The organism is Proteiniphilum sp. (assembly GCF_034927365.1).
In the GTDB taxonomy this organism is placed as follows: Bacteria; Bacteroidota; Bacteroidia; order Bacteroidales; family Dysgonomonadaceae; genus Proteiniphilum.
On the sequence record NZ_JAYFQD010000002.1, the window covers coordinates 53,847 to 70,099 of the forward strand.

Sequence of the window (16,253 nt, forward strand, 5' to 3'; positions counted from 1 at the left end):
TTTTATCGTGCGAAAAGCATAAAAAACCGCTCCCGATCCTGCAAGACAAACAGGCTTGGAGAGCGGATTTTCAATTATTGATTGTCCTAAGCCTACTTAGTCATTCATCAATACATGCATGATCTGGCAGGCTGATTCGGTGATGGAGCTTCCGGGACCGAAGATGGCCGATACGCCGGCACGGTAGAGGAAGTCGTAATCCTGAGCAGGAATTACTCCACCAGCGATGACCACGATATCGGGGCGGCCTAACCGTTTCAGTTCTTCGATCACCTGCGGCACAAGTGTCTTGTGGCCTGCAGCCAACGAAGAAACACCCAACACATGCACATCGTTTTCAACTGCCTGACGGGCTGCTTCTGCCGGTGTCTGGAACAGGGGTCCCATATCCACGTCGAAACCACAGTCGGCATAACCGGTAGCTACCACCTTGGCACCACGGTCGTGTCCATCCTGTCCCATCTTGGCGACCATAATCCTGGGCCTGCGACCCTCTTTCTGTGCAAACTGGTCTGTCAAGGCACGCGCTTTCTCCAGCGTCGGTGCCGATTTTGATTCTGATGAATACACGCCTGAAATTGTTCTGATTACTGCATTATAACGACCTACTATCTTTTCACATGCGTCGGAAATCTCTCCCAGAGTAGCACGCAACCTCGCAGCTTCTATGGAGAGTTCAAGGAGATTACCTTCTTTGGTCTCTACACAACGGGTGATGGCATCAAGCGCTTTCTGTACCGCTTCGTTGTCACGGTTGGCTTTCAGTTGGTTGATACGTTCCACCTGCTGCTTGCGCACTTCGGTATTGTCGATATCGAGAATATCGATCGGATCTTCCTGTTCAAGCCTGTAACGGTTCACACCGATGATCGCCTGCACACCCGAGTCGATACGGGCCTGTGTACGGGCAGCGGCTTCCTCGATACGCATTTTGGGAATACCGGTCTCGATGGCTTTGGCCATTCCACCCAGCTTTTCAACCTCCTGAATAAGTGCCCAGGCCTTATCGACCAGTTCCTGGGTAAGTGCCTCTACATAGTAGGAACCGGCCCACGGATCAACTTGACGGGTGATCTGAGTCTCTTCCTGGATATATATCTGGGTATTACGGGCGATACGGGCGGAGAAATCGGTCGGCAGCGCGATCGCTTCGTCGAGTGCATTAGTGTGGAGCGACTGGGTATGTCCCAATGCAGCAGCCATCGCCTCGATACAGGTACGTCCCACGTTATTGAACGGATCCTGTTCGGTGAGAGACCATCCCGATGTCTGTGAGTGGGTACGCAATGCCATCGACTTCGTATTCTTTGCACCGAAACTCTTCACGATCTTCGCCCACAACAGACGTGCCGCACGCATCTTGGCGATTTCCATAAAGTGATTCATACCGATCGCCCAGAAGAAGGAGAGACGCGGTGCAAAAGCATCCACGCTGATACCGGCATTGATACCGGCTCTCAGGTATTCAATACCATCAGCCAGGGTATAAGCCAGCTCGATATCGGCGGTAGCACCCGCCTCCTGCATGTGGTATCCGGAGATAGAGATGGAGTTGAACTTAGGCATCTTCTGCGAGGTGAACTCGAAGATATCGGCAATGATCTTCATCGAGAATTCCGGCGGATAGATGTATGTATTACGCACCATGAATTCTTTGAGGATATCGTTCTGGATGGTACCGGCCATTTCATCCAACTGTGCTCCCTGCTCCTGTGCAGCTACGATGTAGAATGCAAGGACGGGCAGTACGGCGCCGTTCATCGTCATGGATACCGACATCTTGTTCAATGGGATACCATCGAACAGGATCTTCATATCTTCTACCGAGCAGATGGATACACCTGCTTTTCCCACGTCACCCACTACTCTTTCGTTATTGGCATCATAACCGCGGTGGGTAGGCAAGTCGAAGGCGACGGAGAGCCCTTTCTGTCCCGAAGCAAGGTTACGGCGATAGAAAGCGTTGGATTCTTCAGCCGTAGAGAACCCGGCATACTGACGGATCGTCCAGGGACGCATCACATACATCGTGGAGTAAGGTCCACGCAGATAGGGAGCCACACCCGCAGCATAGTTCAGATGCTCCATGCCCTCAAGGTCTTCCTTCGTATAGACCGGTTTTACCGGAATCTGTTCCGGTGTGATCCAATCGGGTTTGATTTCATTTTTTTCAGCCCATCCTGCTACATCGGTCGACGTAAAACCGGCTGAATGAATATCTATATCTTTAAAATTTGGTTTCATTTTTTTGATTTTTTGATTTTTAGAAGCAAGACTTATAGACTTTTAGAGTCAAGACTTATAGGCTTTGAGAATCAGGAGTCAAGACTATCGGACTGCTTGGCTTTTTTAAACCATTGACAAATGCAAAAATCATCTTTTGGAGTTCACCTATTTTGACTTGGAACTCTTCTAACATATCGTTACTGATATATGATAAATTAGATGCGATAATTAAGGAAGTTTCAAGTTCAAATGATGAGCCAACGGCAATTTCCAGGAAACGGGCAAAATCTTTATCACTGGACTTTGCAGAACCTTCTGATATATTTAAAGGAATGGAAGTGGCTGCCCTACGTGTCTGTGAAGTCAACCCAAAAACCTCGTGCTGTGGATAAGCCTGGGTTAATTGATAGACTTCTGTAACAAGCGCCACGGCCCTTTTCCAAATCTCTAATTTCTTGAAGTTATGCATTGTCTTAAATCTAACTTTCTTGATTCTATTTATCTTGACTCTAATAGTCTTGATTCTAACTGTCTAATCGTCTTGATTCTAATCGTCTTGGTTCTAAAAAAGCTTCTGATTGAATGCTTTCAATGTCTCCAGCACGTTACTGCGTATATTGATGAAATGCTCGATGCCAATCGCTTTGAGGTCATCCATGCATGCGGGAGCACCCGCTACCACGAAAACCTCTTTTCCATCTTTGAGATGATTATAAGCTTCGGGAGCCAAATCAGCATATTCGTCATCACTTGAGCATAATACCACCACATCGGCATCTTTGGCGCGGGCTGCATTGACACCCTCTTCCACTGTCTTGAATCCGAGGTTGTCAATCAACTCATAACCGGCACAGGCAAAGAAATTGCTTGAGAACTGTGAACGTGCCAGACGCATAGCCAGGTTACCGATGGTAAGCATAAACACTTTGGGGCGTTTTCCGCTCTGTTCGGTAGCCAGACGCAGTTCGTCGAATGCATTGGAAAGACGGCGTGTATTGAGTCGCTTGAGCGGCCTCTCCTGCTCATCATCGTTTCCGCAACCGCAGTGGCACGACTTATCTTCAATTTTGGTATTCATGGCCTCATTAAAGTTGGGATACTGATTGGTACCCAACAGTATTTCACGACGGTTGGCCATGGCATTGAAGCGGGCATCGGCCGAAGCATTGATAGCATCTTGTACCGTACCGGCCTTGATGGCTGCATAGAAACCGGTCTCCTCAGTTTTGAGGAACAGCTTCCAGGCTTGTCCGGCCAACGAAGAGGTGAGCATTTCAATATAGTATGATCCTGAGGAAGGATCGGTGATCTTGTCAAAATGAGATTCCTCTTTCAGCAACAGTTGTTGGTTCACGGCAATACGTTCCGCGAAAGCAGTAGGAGTTTCAAAAGCCTCGTCGAATGGACGTACCGTAAGTGAGTCGACAGCACCGATGGTGGCTGACATAGCTTCTGTCTGTGTCCGCAACATATTCACGTAGGGGTCATACAACGACTGGTTGAATCGAGAAGTAGAGGCATGGATATTCATTTTAGCGGCACAGCGGCAGGTACCGTCGGGTGCTTTGTTATCGCATTCATGTGCACAAGGTGGTTTATAGGCATCCACGATCTCAGCCCACAGCCAGCGGGCAGCACGGAACTTTGCGATCTCCATGAAGTAGTTGGCACCTACACCCAGTTCGAATTTTATCTTTTTGGCTGCCATGGAGGGGTCGATACCATTCTCAATCAGCGCCGAGAGCACCTGGTTTGCGTAGGAGAGGCTGTAACCTAACTCCTGATAGCTATAGGCTCCGGCATCGTTCATCCTGTCTCCGGATACGGTAATAGCACGATAGCGGGGAAGCGGTGCTGTAATTTTTATTATTTCCACTACCTTTTCCACCCAATTGGGTTCATCAATCCCTTTTTTCAGGATTTTCCTGAACGGATCGAATTCAATCGAGCCAAAGCATTCCATCACATTAAGATTCCGTGAACGGACATAGTCTACCACCAACCGTGCCAGATCGATCGTACGCGAGATACAGGTACTGAAGTTCAGCTCTACCTTATCGGGGGCGATACCCTGAAGGAGGATTGCAAGGTTCTCTGCCGAAAGTTCATTCTTCGGCAACCGAAATCCAAATGAGGTAACACCCTTTTCGAGCAAAACAAGTGCTTTCCCATTTGCTTCTGCAAAGTTCTTCACATTGATCTCCTGACGCACATACCACTTATTATCCTTTCTGGTACTGCGTACATAAGGAAATTGCCCCGGCAGATTTTCAACGGCCAGGGATCCCTCGATATCTTCCGCACGATAAAAAGGATTCACATTAAACCCTTCGTTGGTTTTCCATACCAGTTTTTTTTGGAAGTCGGCCCCTTTCAGGTCCTTTGTGATAACATCCATCCACTCTTCGGTGGAAACCGGAGGAAAACCTGTGAAAAGTTTCTCTCTCTGATTACTCATAATTCTCTATTTATTTATTATTTTGAAGTTGCATTATCAAAACCGGATCCACCGGTGCTAAAAGAGAACAAAAATAATTCTTTTTATTCTCTTTAAAAAGTATTTACGCTCTTAATTATTGAACTGTCCAAGCGATGATTTTATTGAGTCGTTGAACCGTTGAATTGATAATTGATATAGATTGAATGAGATTGATAAATTTCAAATCCAAAACTCAAAAGCCCCGGCTCCCGGTTCTAACCGCCCTGACTTTAACTGTCCTGGCTCTTGGCTCTAACTATCTAAAAGTCTAACAGTCTTGGTTCTAACAGTCTTGGTTCTAATAGTCTTGGCTCTAAAAGTCCAAAAGTCTTGGCTCTAAAAGTCTAACAGTCTTGATTCTAAACATCTAGCAGTCTTGGCTCTAATAGTCTAACAGTCTTGGCTCTAATAGTCTAACAGTCTTGGCTCTAACAATCTAACACTCTTCCCTCACATCGATATCAATCCCCTCCGAATGGCGTAGAAAGTAAGCCCTGACACGGTTTTGATTCCTGTTTTAGAAATGATGTTTTTCCGGTGTGTAAGTACCGTATTATGGCTGATATGTAATTTTTCGGCTATCTCTTTGTTGAGGTATCCCCTTACGATAAGGCGAAGGATCTCCTCCTCGCGGTTAGTGAGTTGATGTGCATGTTGTGCGGGGTGTTGTTGAGCATGTTCACCGGTAATAGCATGGTGGAGGTGCCGGATACCGGTTGAGTCGAGTTCGTTCAATTTCGGGCGCAATATTTTCTCGCGTAACCGATTGTGTATGGTAAGATCTTTTTCAAAGGAATGAACAGAAAAGATGATCGCATAAAGAAGGTTCTGATTTAGCTCCTTGGAGAGGTGTCTGATCAGGATGTTCTTCAGATCATGAAGTAATTCATAAGGGAAGTCGTCATCGAAAAGGGTTTGATTCTGGAGATGCTCGGTCATTTTATCCTTGAATTTCACAAAGAGATTATTGAGCATTCCTAACTCCTCGTTTCCCGGAGCGCTGATGGCAATAAAGGCATTCAAGTGTTTCCCTATATTAGGTATCAGTTCGTGGATATAACTTTCTACCGTAGACTGAAAATAATCCGCTATCGATTCGGCATCGAAGAGAGAGAGTGATGCCTCCGGGAGATAATTTTCGTCGAGGTAGACATTGAGGATAGCCAGGATGAAATCGGGGTTGAGTGAATGCTCGTCACACAGTTCCAAAATAGTCTTATCACCCACACCAAGCCGTATTCCAAAACGGTTCAGTACAGGAATAATCTCATTGTGCTCCAGTAGCACATCTGCTATAATATTATTTCGATTCAATAATGGCACTTATCTATTTTGATTTACTTTGGTTTTGGCCGTGTAATTGCGATCGCGTTTGCGCTCCTGATATAAATGGCGAATAGTAGCCAAAGGGTGCAAAAAAAGCATTCGGGGTGCGGCAAAGCGCATCACCTCCTTAATTTTCGCCCTCATACTTTTCTGATAGCAATGAATGGTGCAACTGGCACAGGAAGGCTTTCCTTCACCAAAGGGACAACATTCCAACCGAAGTAGAGCATACTGTTCCAATGATTGACACCCTTTGCATAATTCCCTCCCGGAATCGTGTTTGGAACGACAGTAAAGTGCAATCATACTGCTGACAACTTTTTTCTCCCTTTCGTTCATTCATTTCCCTCCTAAACTGTAAAAATAGCCATATTCTTTATTACAGCCAAATCGATTTTTCATTTTCCTTCTATACCAAGCCCTAATGATCCAGTAGAAACAATACGATTATTTTCTTGAAATCAGATAATTACCCTCTGAATTCTGACTGATCCGGTATCCATCGTTCAGTTCAATAATCCATCCTTTTCCCACAACTTTCTCATCTGTTATTTCCAATGGTGCCGAGACAATTGCCCATCGCCAATCATTCCGGAGTAGTACTCCTCCCTTCTCCACAACAAGGATACCCCAACTATCACTAAGAGTGATGGTGGGATAAACCGTTCCTTCATCCTCATCAAGAGGAATCAGGCTTAACGGATCGAAAGCCATATCCATCTCTTCCAACCGGATTTCGAGGCATGGCCGTTCAAAAAATTTCTCCCGGTAGATATCGAGTAGGATATTATGGGTAAACTCCCTCTTCGATTCTTCTTCGGCAATGACCCATCCCCCATACTCTTCGGCAACCTGTTTGACATAGGATTGCAACAGGATGCGCCTCTCTACACCAAATGCATCCGAAAAGAGTTCAGTGAGTTGGGTATCACCATTAATTCTTTTATTCCAGTTGTTATCTTTCTGATACAGGAAGAATCCATACACCGAAACTGTTTCATAAGCAAAGGAACGGACAAATGAGGGAACCTTTTCAAAATCTCCGATCCGCCGGATGAGATATTCACGCCACTGCCACTTATCACGTCCACTCATTATCTGCCCGGTGTATGTAGCCAGTCCTTCGAGCATTTCGAGGCTGTTTTCCCTTGTCTCGGCTCCCCGGTAGAGCACATACCGGTATTTTCTGAAAAGCAGTGCGTTCCTCAGGTGTTCTTCGGCACGATTGGCTCTTGGAGCCCTCAATGCAGCCTCCAAAGCAGCCATTTCGAGACGCAGATAAATTCGTCCTTCCCGAAGGTCGAGATGGGCGTTTTCCTCCTTTTGGAACTGAAATCCGAGTGATGGTTGGGCCACATGGAACAATTCGTGGGTAATAAGATCGGTACGGTCCTGCTCGTTGTAGGATAACGGCAGTTTGATCATCGCCCAATGAGTGCCGCTCCACCGGATATCGGTATTGGAAAGAGGTACAGCTTTGGGTAATATTCCTTTGTAGAGGCCATTCTCGAATGTCAGGAGACCCTCCGCATCGGGTCGGTTGGCATAAGCCTCTCTCGTCTCCGGATCTACAAGTAGAATGGGCCCATAAATATTTTTATCCCACAATCCCTGATATAAAGAAGTTGCATCCTCTACTTGTTTGAAATAGAGTAAGAGTGAGTCTGCCGGATATTGTGAAGCCTTTGCGGCTGTTGTCGCGAGCAGTCCCGTCAGACATATGCCGATGAGCAGATTCATTGTTTTTACGCTCTTTACTTACGCATTATTTTCGCAGAGAGCCGTGTGACCCATTTTCTCGGCAGGAATCGAATACCGAATGGGGCCAATTTATTCATAGTACCATGGATGACCACGGGCTTACCTTTCATCATAGCCCTGAATCCCAGTTCAGCTACCTCTTTCGCATCTGCTATCTTCACGTTCTTCACTAACTGGGACGCGTTCATATTCGATACTTCACCGAAATGAGTACTGGTGGGCCCAGGGCAGAGTGCGGTAACTGAAATATGGTCATTCTCCAACTCATTTCCCAATGCTTCCGACAAGTGGAGCACAAATGCTTTAGAGGCAAAGTATACCGCCATCATAGGCCCGGGCTGGAAAGCTGCCGTGGAAGAAAGGTTCAATATTCGCCCTTTTTTACGTCCTTTCCACTCCTGCACGAAGAGATGGGTGAGTTGGGTAAGCGAAGTGATATTCAGTGTGATCATCTCTTCATAGCACTCCCAGGAAGTATCGACAAATGATCCATAATCACCGAAACCGGCATTATTGACCAAATAATCCACCTCCCATCCTTTTTCCTTAACCTCCCGGAAAAGTTCCCCTGCCGCCCCGGAAAGTGAAAGATCCTTTACGACGGGATAGACAGTAACACCATACCGGCTCTCCAATTGCTCCTTCAACAACATCAATCTGTCGCCGCTACGGGCAGTAATGATCAGATCACAATGGTTTTCCGCGAAAAGAATGGCCAATTCCTTTCCTATCCCTTTAGATGCGCCGGTGATCAATGCTGTTTTTTGCATACTTCTATCCATACTATGGCAAAAATACACTTTTTTTAGTTGATATCAACTTCGTTTTCTCGATTTATCGATCCGGAGAAAAATAAAAAGCAGGATAGTAAACCCCCAGAGTGATGAACCTCCGTAACTAAAGAAAGGCAAAGGGATTCCGATAACGGGCATAATACCAATCACCATACCGATATTGACAATCATGTGAAAGAGGAAGACACTTACCACGCTGTAGCCATAGGTACGTCCAAAAACAGTTGTCTGTCGCTCAGCCAGACGAAGTAAGCGGAGCACAAATATCATCATCAGCAATAACACAACTGCGGAGCCGATGAAACCATGCTCTTCACCTATGGTACAGAAGATGAAATCGGTATCTTGTTCCGGAACGTACTTGAGTTTCGTCTGCGTACCGTTAAGGAATCCTTTTCCTGTCAGCCCACCCGAACCGATAGCGATCTTGGATTGTCCCACATGGTATCCCGCACCACTCAGATCCTGTTCCATCCCCAGCGTCACCTTGATACGCATCTGTTGGTGTGGTTGCAATACATCATAAAACACATATTCCGACGATTCGAGAAAAGCAAAAGAGCCAATCAGAAACAGGAAAATATAGAGATACGTTTTTCTTCTGTAACGGAAGAAATTGAATAAGAGGAAGAGCGCGGTAAAAGACAAGGCTATAATAGCGATAATGCCCCAGTCTACCTTCACGGAAAGAAGGGTAGCCACGAAAGCCATCAGGAAGATTGTGCCTGCCGATAGCAAAAGGATAAGAGAACTACTCAGACGTTTTATATAATTCCAGACCATGGCCGCACAGAAAACAATGATCAGAATAACCGTGATAAACTCTCCAATGGAGAGCGTCCCCATCTGGCTATCTGAAAATCGGATTCCCAGAATAAAATAGATGATGGCGGCGATACCCATAAAAAGGAAGCCACCCGGCAGTCCTTCCCTGTACATCACCAAAATGAAGCTTAGATATACCAGTGCCGTGCCCGTTTCACTCTGGGCAATCACCAGGATCACCGGTAACAGGATGATACCGCTTATCAGCAATAGATTTTTTCGTTCCATCAGGTGGAAACCGTAAGAATTAAATACCTTGGCAAGCGCCAGGGCGATAGTGAATTTCATAAATTCGGCAGGTTGCAAGCGCACCGGCCCGATGATCAACCAGGAACGGGAGCCATTGATATCTTGCGCTACCAGAAGTGTGACTATCAGCAATAGAATGCCTGCCAAATAAAAAAGAAAAGCATAGGTTTCGTAGAAAGCAATATCGATTTTCAACAATGCAAAAGCCAGTAGAAGGGAAGTTCCTATCCAGACCAACTGCATCCCTGCCCGGGTAGAAAGATCGAACAAACCCTTGGCATTTTCCAGATCGAAACTGGCAGCATAGATATTAAGCCATCCAAGCAGCACAAAAAGGAGGTAGAAAATGACAGTTATCTTGTCTACTTTCCCCTTTTCCTGTATATCGTTATTTGCCTGATAAACCATCGTATCCCATTTTTTATTAGTTCTTCGGCGGAAGTGAAGGCAGATTTCTGAGATACCAGGAAGGCTGTATTGCACGGTTTACGATGGTAGTCTCCAGCCATTGATCGCTCTCGGGGATCTCACCCATAAAAAATTTCTGCATCATCAGCCTCGCGATGGGTACTGCGTTCGTAGCTCCAAAGCGGCCGTTTTCCACCAATACCGCGATGGCCACCTGCGGATCATCTTTCGGTGCAAATCCCATAAATACTGAATGGTCGTCACCATGCGGGTTCTGCGAGGTACCGGTTTTTCCACACACATCCACCAACGGCGACAGGTTTATTCCCCGGCAAGTACCCATAGTCACGGCATCCCTCATTCCTGCGACGGTTACATCAAAATATTCCCTGTTGATACCCGATTCATGACGTGTTGTATAGGCTTCATCCAACGGTGCTCCTTTCCGTTCTTTCACCACATGAGGTGTATAATAATATCCCCTGTTGGCTATCATCGCTCCCAAGTTGGCAATCTGCAGGGGTGTAGCCGAAATCTCTCCCTGTCCGATAGCAATCGAGATGATGCTATGGGCATTCCAACGTCCTGATTTGAATATATTCGTATAAAACTTGGAATTGGGAATCAATCCCCTTTGCTCGAAGGGAAGGTCTACTCCCAGCTTGTAACCGTATCCCAATTTCACCATATAATCGCGCCAGACGTCCAAAGCCGCCCCTGTCGACTCGTATTTCGTCCTGTTGCTCAACATGGCGTTAAGGCCGTAGCAGAAGTAGGAGTTACAGGAAGTGGCCAACGCCGGTTGAAGTGACAGTGGCGATCCGTGGGGGTGGCAGCCAGGACGTCCTCCCAACGGAGGGTATCCACCATAGCAGGAATAGTGAGTCTGAGTGGTGATAATACCTTCCTGCAGAAAAATAAGTCCCTGTGCGGGTTTGAATGTAGATCCCGGAGGATATGCACCAGCGATCGCCCTGTGCAAAAGGGGTTTATACGGGTTACTCTCGAGTTGACGGAAATTGGCACTGAAATTGGAGCTCTTCCCGGTAAGCAGCACCGGATCGTAAGTAGGCGCCGAAACCATGCAGAGTATCTCCCCCGTTTTGGGATCGATCATCACGATGGCTCCCACTTTATTGTGCATCAACTTCTCGCCATAAGCCTGCAGATCGATATCGATACCCAGGGTCAGGTCCTTTCCCGATACGGGCGCTTTATCATGAGCTCCCTCTTCATATCTCCCCTGCACCCTTCCATGTGCATCCCGCAGCAGGATCTCCACCCCCTTTTCACCCCGTAGATCCACTTCATGAGACAATTCAATCCCCGATTTTCCCACATAGTCCTTCCTTACATAATAAGGATCGGTGGCGATCTTGTTCTGATCCACCTCAGCCACATAGCCCAGTACAAGCCCCATATTGGGATAATTGTACTGCCGCTCGGTACGGCCCTGGATATAGATGCCAGGGAATTTATAGAGTTTTTCCTGTAATAGTCCGTACTCTTCCACATCGAGTTGTGACATGAACAGTTGCGGGGTATAGGATGAATAACCGGGGTTCTTGCGACGATCTCTCATATCGGCATTCAGTATATGAAACCGCTCTATATCTATATTGAGTGTGCGGCAGAAATCGAGTGTATCGAATTGTTTCATCTCCCGCACTACCATCATCACATCGTAAGTGGGCCTGTTATAAACAAGTAGTTTACCGTTTCTATCGTAAATGGCTCCCCTTGCCGGATAGAGAGTTCTCCGCAGGAAGGCGTTACTATCGGCGTAATGCCTGTATTGAGGGCTCATCAACTGTAAATTATACAGTTGAAACAGATAGACCAATACAACTATTACCGCTATGGCGGCAATAACATATCGTCTTTTGGCGAGGGGATTGTTATTGTTCACCAGGTTTTCTCCTAAACATTAAACTATCCAGGGCAATAATCAACGGGATTGTGACAATGGAGGAGGTTCCAATCCTTAGCAGTGTATTCTTCAGATTAAAGAGTGTGAACGATTCAATAAAGAACAACAACGTGAGATGCAGGAGCACCATAAAGATGGTGAATCGCACGAAAGGACCGGCAGCAGTATTGATGCCGGGCACGAAATCGTCGTACCCTTCCCTCTCAAAGAAAAGCCCCATAATACTTTCCCTGAAGGCAGCCACAATGGTAATTGCAGCGGCATTCATTCCCGGCGTATTCAAAAAGATATCGATGATCAGTCCCATCAGAAAGGCGAAAATAATCACATAATAGGGGCTTCTACCCACAGGCAGCTTCAGCAGAAAATAAATATAGAGAACCGGAGTGGCAAAACCGAACAGGCTGATCCGGTTCAGGAGCAATGTCTGAAGCAATATCAGCAGCAAAAAAAGCACTATTTCATAAATATAATTCAGTTTCATTGCCGTAACATATCTTCGAGTTGTTTCTGTTCCTGGTAATAGGTATCGTCTATCACCAGCACGTCTTGCAATCTATAGAAATTAGTAGCCAGCCGAACATTGAACGTATTGAAATTATCATCCTTCGACCAGCCTTCACTGCTCACAAAACCAATAATCGTATTTCTTGGAAAAATACGGGAAAAACTGGTCAACACCGTATCACCTTTATGAAAGATCTCATGTTTGGGCAATTCCTGCAATTGTGCCTCCCCTATACTTGTCCCGTCCCACGAAATAGAACCATAATTTTCAGAATTTTTCAATCGGGCACTCAACCGGAATTTGGGGTTAATGAGAGGAATTATAACCGATCTGTTTTGAGAAACAACGGATACCACTCCCACTACACCTCCTGCCGAAATCACTCCCATATCGGGTTTGACTCCATGTTTCGATCCCTTATTGATCGTAATAAAATTATTAACCCCGGAAAAACTGAGATTGACCACTTCGGCAGGGATATAATCGAATTGGGGCATAGGAACGGAATCGCTCACAAAAGCCGTCACTTTAGTGGAATCGGCTGCAGTAAGGATATTTAGTCTCTCTTTAAGCGACAGAATTTCCCGTTCCATTTCTGCGCTTCTCTCCAGCAATAACTGATTATTTTTCTTCAGATGGAAGAAGGTTGTAACATCTTTGGTGAATGTGTAAAACCATCCTGTCACCTGATTGGCAGAGGTAAGATAGACACTACGCTGGTAGGAGTTATGCGTAAAAACGAGATAAAAACTGAATGTTACCAACAGTGTGGCAAGCAACCAGTGACTATTCCGAATGATAAAGTTAAAAAGATTACGCATCTAAACCTATATCTGATATCTTACATTCTAAATCCTATATCTGAAATCCTACATCTAACATCAGACATCCTAGATACTATATCTGATATCCTATATCTAACATCCTAAATCCTGTTTATCGCATCAAAAAGGTGAATTTATCAATATTCCTCAACGCAATACTGGTTCCCTTTGCTACCATATGGAGCGGATCGTCTACTACTCTGAAAGGGATACCTATCTTCTCCGACAGTCTTTTGTCGAGACCTCTCAGCAAAGCGCCACCGCCGGTCAGGTAGATGCCGTTACGTACAATATCAGCATACAATTCGGGAGGTGTTTGTTCCAACGCGCTCAGTACAGCTGAGTCGACCTTGGATACCGACTTCTCGATGCAATGGGCAACCTCCTGATAGGATACAGGTACATCCATGGGAAGAGATGTCATCCTGTTAGGGCCATGCACGACAAAATCTTCCGGCGGATTATCGAGCTCGGTCACCACGGAACCTACCTGGATTTTGATCTGTTCAGCGGTACGGTCACCCACCTTTATATTATGTTGACGTCCCATATAATCCTGGATATCTTCGGTGAAATCATCACCGGCGATCTTGATCGATTTATTGGAGACGATGCCGCCGAGAGAGATCACTGCGATCTCGGTAGTACCCCCACCTATATCCACAATCATATTTCCTTCGGGAGCCTCCACATCGAGTCCAATCCCAAGGGCGGCAGCCATCGGCTCGAAGATCATATAGACATCACGGCCACCGGCATGCTCTGCCGAGTCGCGCACCGCACGGATTTCCACTTCAGTACTACCGGAAGGAATACAAATAACGACACGTAAGGATGGCGAAAAAAGTCCACCTTTATTTTTATTTGCCATTTTAATCATACCCCGGATCATCTGCTCGGCAGCATTAAAATCGGCAATAACACCATCCCTCAACGGCCTCACCGTACGAATATTCTCATGTGTTTTACCGTGCATCTGTCTCGCTTTCTCACCCAGAGCGATCATCTTATCGGTCTTGCGATCCAGTGCGACGATAGAGGGTTCGTCCAGAAGTATCTTTCCCGCGTTGTTCACAATAACGGAATTAGCAGTACCGAGGTCCATTGCCAGCTCCTGTGTAAATGAAAATAAGCCCATAATTATACTATTATGCAATATTGTTTTTAATGTTTGAAGTGCCTTACTCCGGTTTTCACCATGGAAAGGCCATTTTGGTTGCAGTAGTCTATCGACTCCCCATCTCTGACAGAGCCGCCAGGTTGAATCACAGCTGTAATACCCGCCTTGTGTGCAATCTCCACACAATCGGGGAAAGGGAAGAAAGCGTCACTGGCCATCACTGCACCCTGCAGATCGAAATGGAATGTGCCCGCTTTCTCAATTGCCTGGTTCAGCGCATCAACCCTTGAGGTCTGTCCTGTACCGCTGGCGATCAGTTGCTTATCCCTCACGAGTACAATAGCGTTCGACTTGGTATGCTTGACCAGGATATTAGCAAAGAGGAGATCTTCCGTTTCTTTCGCCGACGGAGTCTTGGCTGTCATCACCTGCAGATCATCAGCAGTTTCGACACTCATATCCTTATCCTGTACGAGTGTTCCATTCAGTACAGAACGGTATTGCATCCGTTGTGTAGTTTTCTCACTCGATTTCATCACCAAAATTATACGATTTTTCTTTTGGAACAAAATATCCAAAGCTTCTTTATCGTATTCAGGGGCAATGATTACTTCGAAAAATAGCTCGTTAATAGCTACAGCAGCATCTTTGTCTACACACCTGTTGGTGACGACGATACCACCAAAAGCAGATACCGGGTCAGCGGCTAACGCTGCGTCCCACGCCTCTTTCACTGTCGGGCGGCAAGCCATACCGCAAGCATTGTTATGTTTGAGGATTGCCAGAGCTGTTTCATCAAAATCAGAAATCAGCGATACGGCAGCATCAATATCAAGTAAGTTGTTATAGGATATCTCTTTCCCATGAAGCTGCTCGAACACATCATCAAAGTTACCGTAAAAGAGCCCCTGCTGATGAGGATTTTCTCCATAACGGAGAGGCTTTCCGCCATCCTGGGCAATACGAAGCGCCGTGTTGCCATCACCGTCAAAATAACTAAAGATTGCCGAATCATAACCGGATGAAACCATAAAAGCCTCTTTTGCAAAACGACGACGATCATCTATGTCGGAAGACCCTTTCTTTTCTTTGAGCAAGGCGAGTAACGGCTTGTATTGTTCTTTCGAAGCTATGATAATGACATCCTTATAATTCTTCGCAGTAGCACGTATAAGGGAGATTCCTCCTATATCGATCTTCTCGATGATCTCCTCCTCTGTTCCTCCTGCAGCAACCGTTTCCCGGAAAGGATACAAATCTACAATTACCAAATCGATAGACGGTATATCATATGCTTTCACCTGTTTCTTGTCACTCTCATTGTCGCGACGGTAAAGTATTCCTCCGAATATTTTCGGATGAAGGGTTTTTACTCTTCCCCCCAGAATCGAGGGGTAACTGCTGACATCTTCCACTGCTTCGCACTCATAGCCCAAAGACTGGATAAACTCCTGTGTACCGCCGGTAGAAATAAATTTAACCCGTAAAAGATGTAGTTCCCGAAGTATTTCCTCCAACCCATCTTTGTGGTAGACCGAAATAAGGGCTGTTTGAATTTTTTTTGACATTATGTGTCCGTTTAAGTCATTATTTTTAAAATGAGTACAAAGGTATAAAATCTATCGCTCTTTTTTGTCAATAGACTTGTTAGTTTTGCATAAATTTGAAAAAAAACAGCCGGCAATCACTTGCAAGCTGAACCCCATGTGGTAAAATGATCCATTTACCACCAAATAGAGAGAATGAAAGCACAAAGGTAACGCTGATTCCTGTCGGAACTGCATAAAACCGGTTAAGTTAATA

At 45.8% G+C, this 16,253-nt stretch carries 13 protein-coding genes; all 13 read right to left on the reverse strand.

Features of this window, described 5'->3' with window-relative positions:
- Positions 1–96 precede the first annotated feature (96 nt).
- The 13 genes from scpA to purH all read right to left on the reverse strand — a co-directional run bounded on the left by scpA (position 97) and on the right by purH (position 16,018).
- Complete coding sequence (gene scpA, locus VB073_RS00875; protein WP_323402251.1) at positions 97–2,244, reverse strand: methylmalonyl-CoA mutase; 2,148 nt, start codon at positions 2,242–2,244, stop codon at positions 97–99.
- 55 nt (positions 2,245–2,299) lie between these two features.
- Positions 2,300–2,695, reverse strand: coding sequence for a four helix bundle protein (locus VB073_RS00880; RefSeq protein WP_323402252.1), 396 nt, complete (start codon positions 2,693–2,695; stop codon positions 2,300–2,302).
- 93 nt (positions 2,696–2,788) lie between these two features.
- Positions 2,789–4,684, reverse strand: coding sequence for a methylmalonyl-CoA mutase family protein (locus VB073_RS00885; RefSeq protein WP_323402253.1), 1,896 nt, complete (start codon positions 4,682–4,684; stop codon positions 2,789–2,791).
- Between the two features lie 471 nt (positions 4,685–5,155).
- On the reverse strand, positions 5,156–6,019 hold the full coding sequence (locus VB073_RS00890; RefSeq protein WP_323402254.1) for a LuxR C-terminal-related transcriptional regulator: 864 nt from the start codon (positions 6,017–6,019) through the stop codon (positions 5,156–5,158).
- 9 nt (positions 6,020–6,028) lie between these two features.
- The gene (locus tag VB073_RS00895) at positions 6,029–6,370 is read right to left on the reverse strand and encodes a nitrous oxide-stimulated promoter family protein (RefSeq protein WP_323402255.1); all 342 of its coding nucleotides are present in this window, start codon (positions 6,368–6,370) and stop codon (positions 6,029–6,031) included.
- Positions 6,371–6,478: 108 nt separating this feature from the next.
- On the reverse strand, positions 6,479–7,771 hold the full coding sequence (locus tag VB073_RS00900; protein ID WP_323402256.1) for a hypothetical protein: 1,293 nt from the start codon (positions 7,769–7,771) through the stop codon (positions 6,479–6,481).
- A gap of 14 nt (positions 7,772–7,785) precedes the next feature.
- A complete protein-coding gene (locus tag VB073_RS00905) occupies positions 7,786–8,562 on the reverse strand; it encodes an SDR family oxidoreductase (protein ID WP_323402257.1) in 777 nt (258 codons plus the stop codon).
- A 45-nt stretch (positions 8,563–8,607) separates the two neighbouring features.
- Positions 8,608–10,068 (reverse strand): rod shape-determining protein RodA, encoded by a 1,461-nt coding sequence (gene rodA, locus VB073_RS00910; RefSeq protein ID WP_323402258.1) that lies wholly within the window; start codon positions 10,066–10,068, stop codon positions 8,608–8,610.
- Positions 10,069–10,084: 16 nt separating this feature from the next.
- Entirely contained in the window at positions 10,085–11,980 is a 1,896-nt protein-coding gene (locus VB073_RS00915; protein ID WP_323402315.1) for a peptidoglycan D,D-transpeptidase FtsI family protein, read from the reverse strand.
- Positions 11,967–12,482 (reverse strand): rod shape-determining protein MreD, encoded by a 516-nt coding sequence (mreD, locus tag VB073_RS00920; protein WP_323402259.1) that lies wholly within the window; start codon positions 12,480–12,482, stop codon positions 11,967–11,969. Before mreD ends, VB073_RS00915 begins: the two co-directional genes overlap by 14 nt.
- Positions 12,479–13,327, reverse strand: coding sequence for a rod shape-determining protein MreC (gene mreC / locus VB073_RS00925; RefSeq protein ID WP_323402260.1), 849 nt, complete (start codon positions 13,325–13,327; stop codon positions 12,479–12,481). Before mreC ends, mreD begins: the two co-directional genes overlap by 4 nt.
- Before the next feature lie 115 nt (positions 13,328–13,442).
- Entirely contained in the window at positions 13,443–14,468 is a 1,026-nt protein-coding gene (locus VB073_RS00930) for a rod shape-determining protein (protein ID WP_323402261.1), read from the reverse strand.
- A gap of 26 nt (positions 14,469–14,494) precedes the next feature.
- Positions 14,495–16,018: a bifunctional phosphoribosylaminoimidazolecarboxamide formyltransferase/IMP cyclohydrolase gene (purH, locus tag VB073_RS00935; protein ID WP_323402262.1), complete on the reverse strand. Its 1,524-nt coding sequence runs from the start codon at positions 16,016–16,018 to the stop codon at positions 14,495–14,497.
- Between the last annotated feature and the right edge of the window lie 235 nt (positions 16,019–16,253).

What these genes read in the sequence shown, in the direction of transcription:
- scpA (WP_323402251.1), bottom strand. Translation starts at nt 2,244, where the DNA reads ATGAAACCAAATTTTAAAGATATAGATATTCATTCAGCCGGTTTTACG.
- VB073_RS00880 (WP_323402252.1), bottom strand. Translation starts at nt 2,695, where the DNA reads ATGCATAACTTCAAGAAATTAGAGATTTGGAAAAGGGCCGTGGCGCTT.
- VB073_RS00885 (WP_323402253.1), bottom strand. Translation starts at nt 4,684, where the DNA reads ATGAGTAATCAGAGAGAGAAACTTTTCACAGGTTTTCCTCCGGTTTCC.
- VB073_RS00895 (WP_323402255.1), bottom strand. Translation starts at nt 6,370, where the DNA reads ATGAACGAAAGGGAGAAAAAAGTTGTCAGCAGTATGATTGCACTTTAC.
- VB073_RS00900 (WP_323402256.1), bottom strand. Translation starts at nt 7,771, where the DNA reads ATGAATCTGCTCATCGGCATATGTCTGACGGGACTGCTCGCGACAACA.
- VB073_RS00905 (WP_323402257.1), bottom strand. Translation starts at nt 8,562, where the DNA reads ATGCAAAAAACAGCATTGATCACCGGCGCATCTAAAGGGATAGGAAAG.
- rodA (WP_323402258.1), bottom strand. Translation starts at nt 10,068, where the DNA reads ATGGTTTATCAGGCAAATAACGATATACAGGAAAAGGGGAAAGTAGAC.
- mreD (WP_323402259.1), bottom strand. Translation starts at nt 12,482, where the DNA reads ATGAAACTGAATTATATTTATGAAATAGTGCTTTTTTTGCTGCTGATA.
- mreC (WP_323402260.1), bottom strand. Translation starts at nt 13,327, where the DNA reads ATGCGTAATCTTTTTAACTTTATCATTCGGAATAGTCACTGGTTGCTT.
- VB073_RS00930 (WP_323402261.1), bottom strand. Translation starts at nt 14,468, where the DNA reads ATGGGCTTATTTTCATTTACACAGGAGCTGGCAATGGACCTCGGTACT.
- purH (WP_323402262.1), bottom strand. Translation starts at nt 16,018, where the DNA reads ATGTCAAAAAAAATTCAAACAGCCCTTATTTCGGTCTACCACAAAGAT.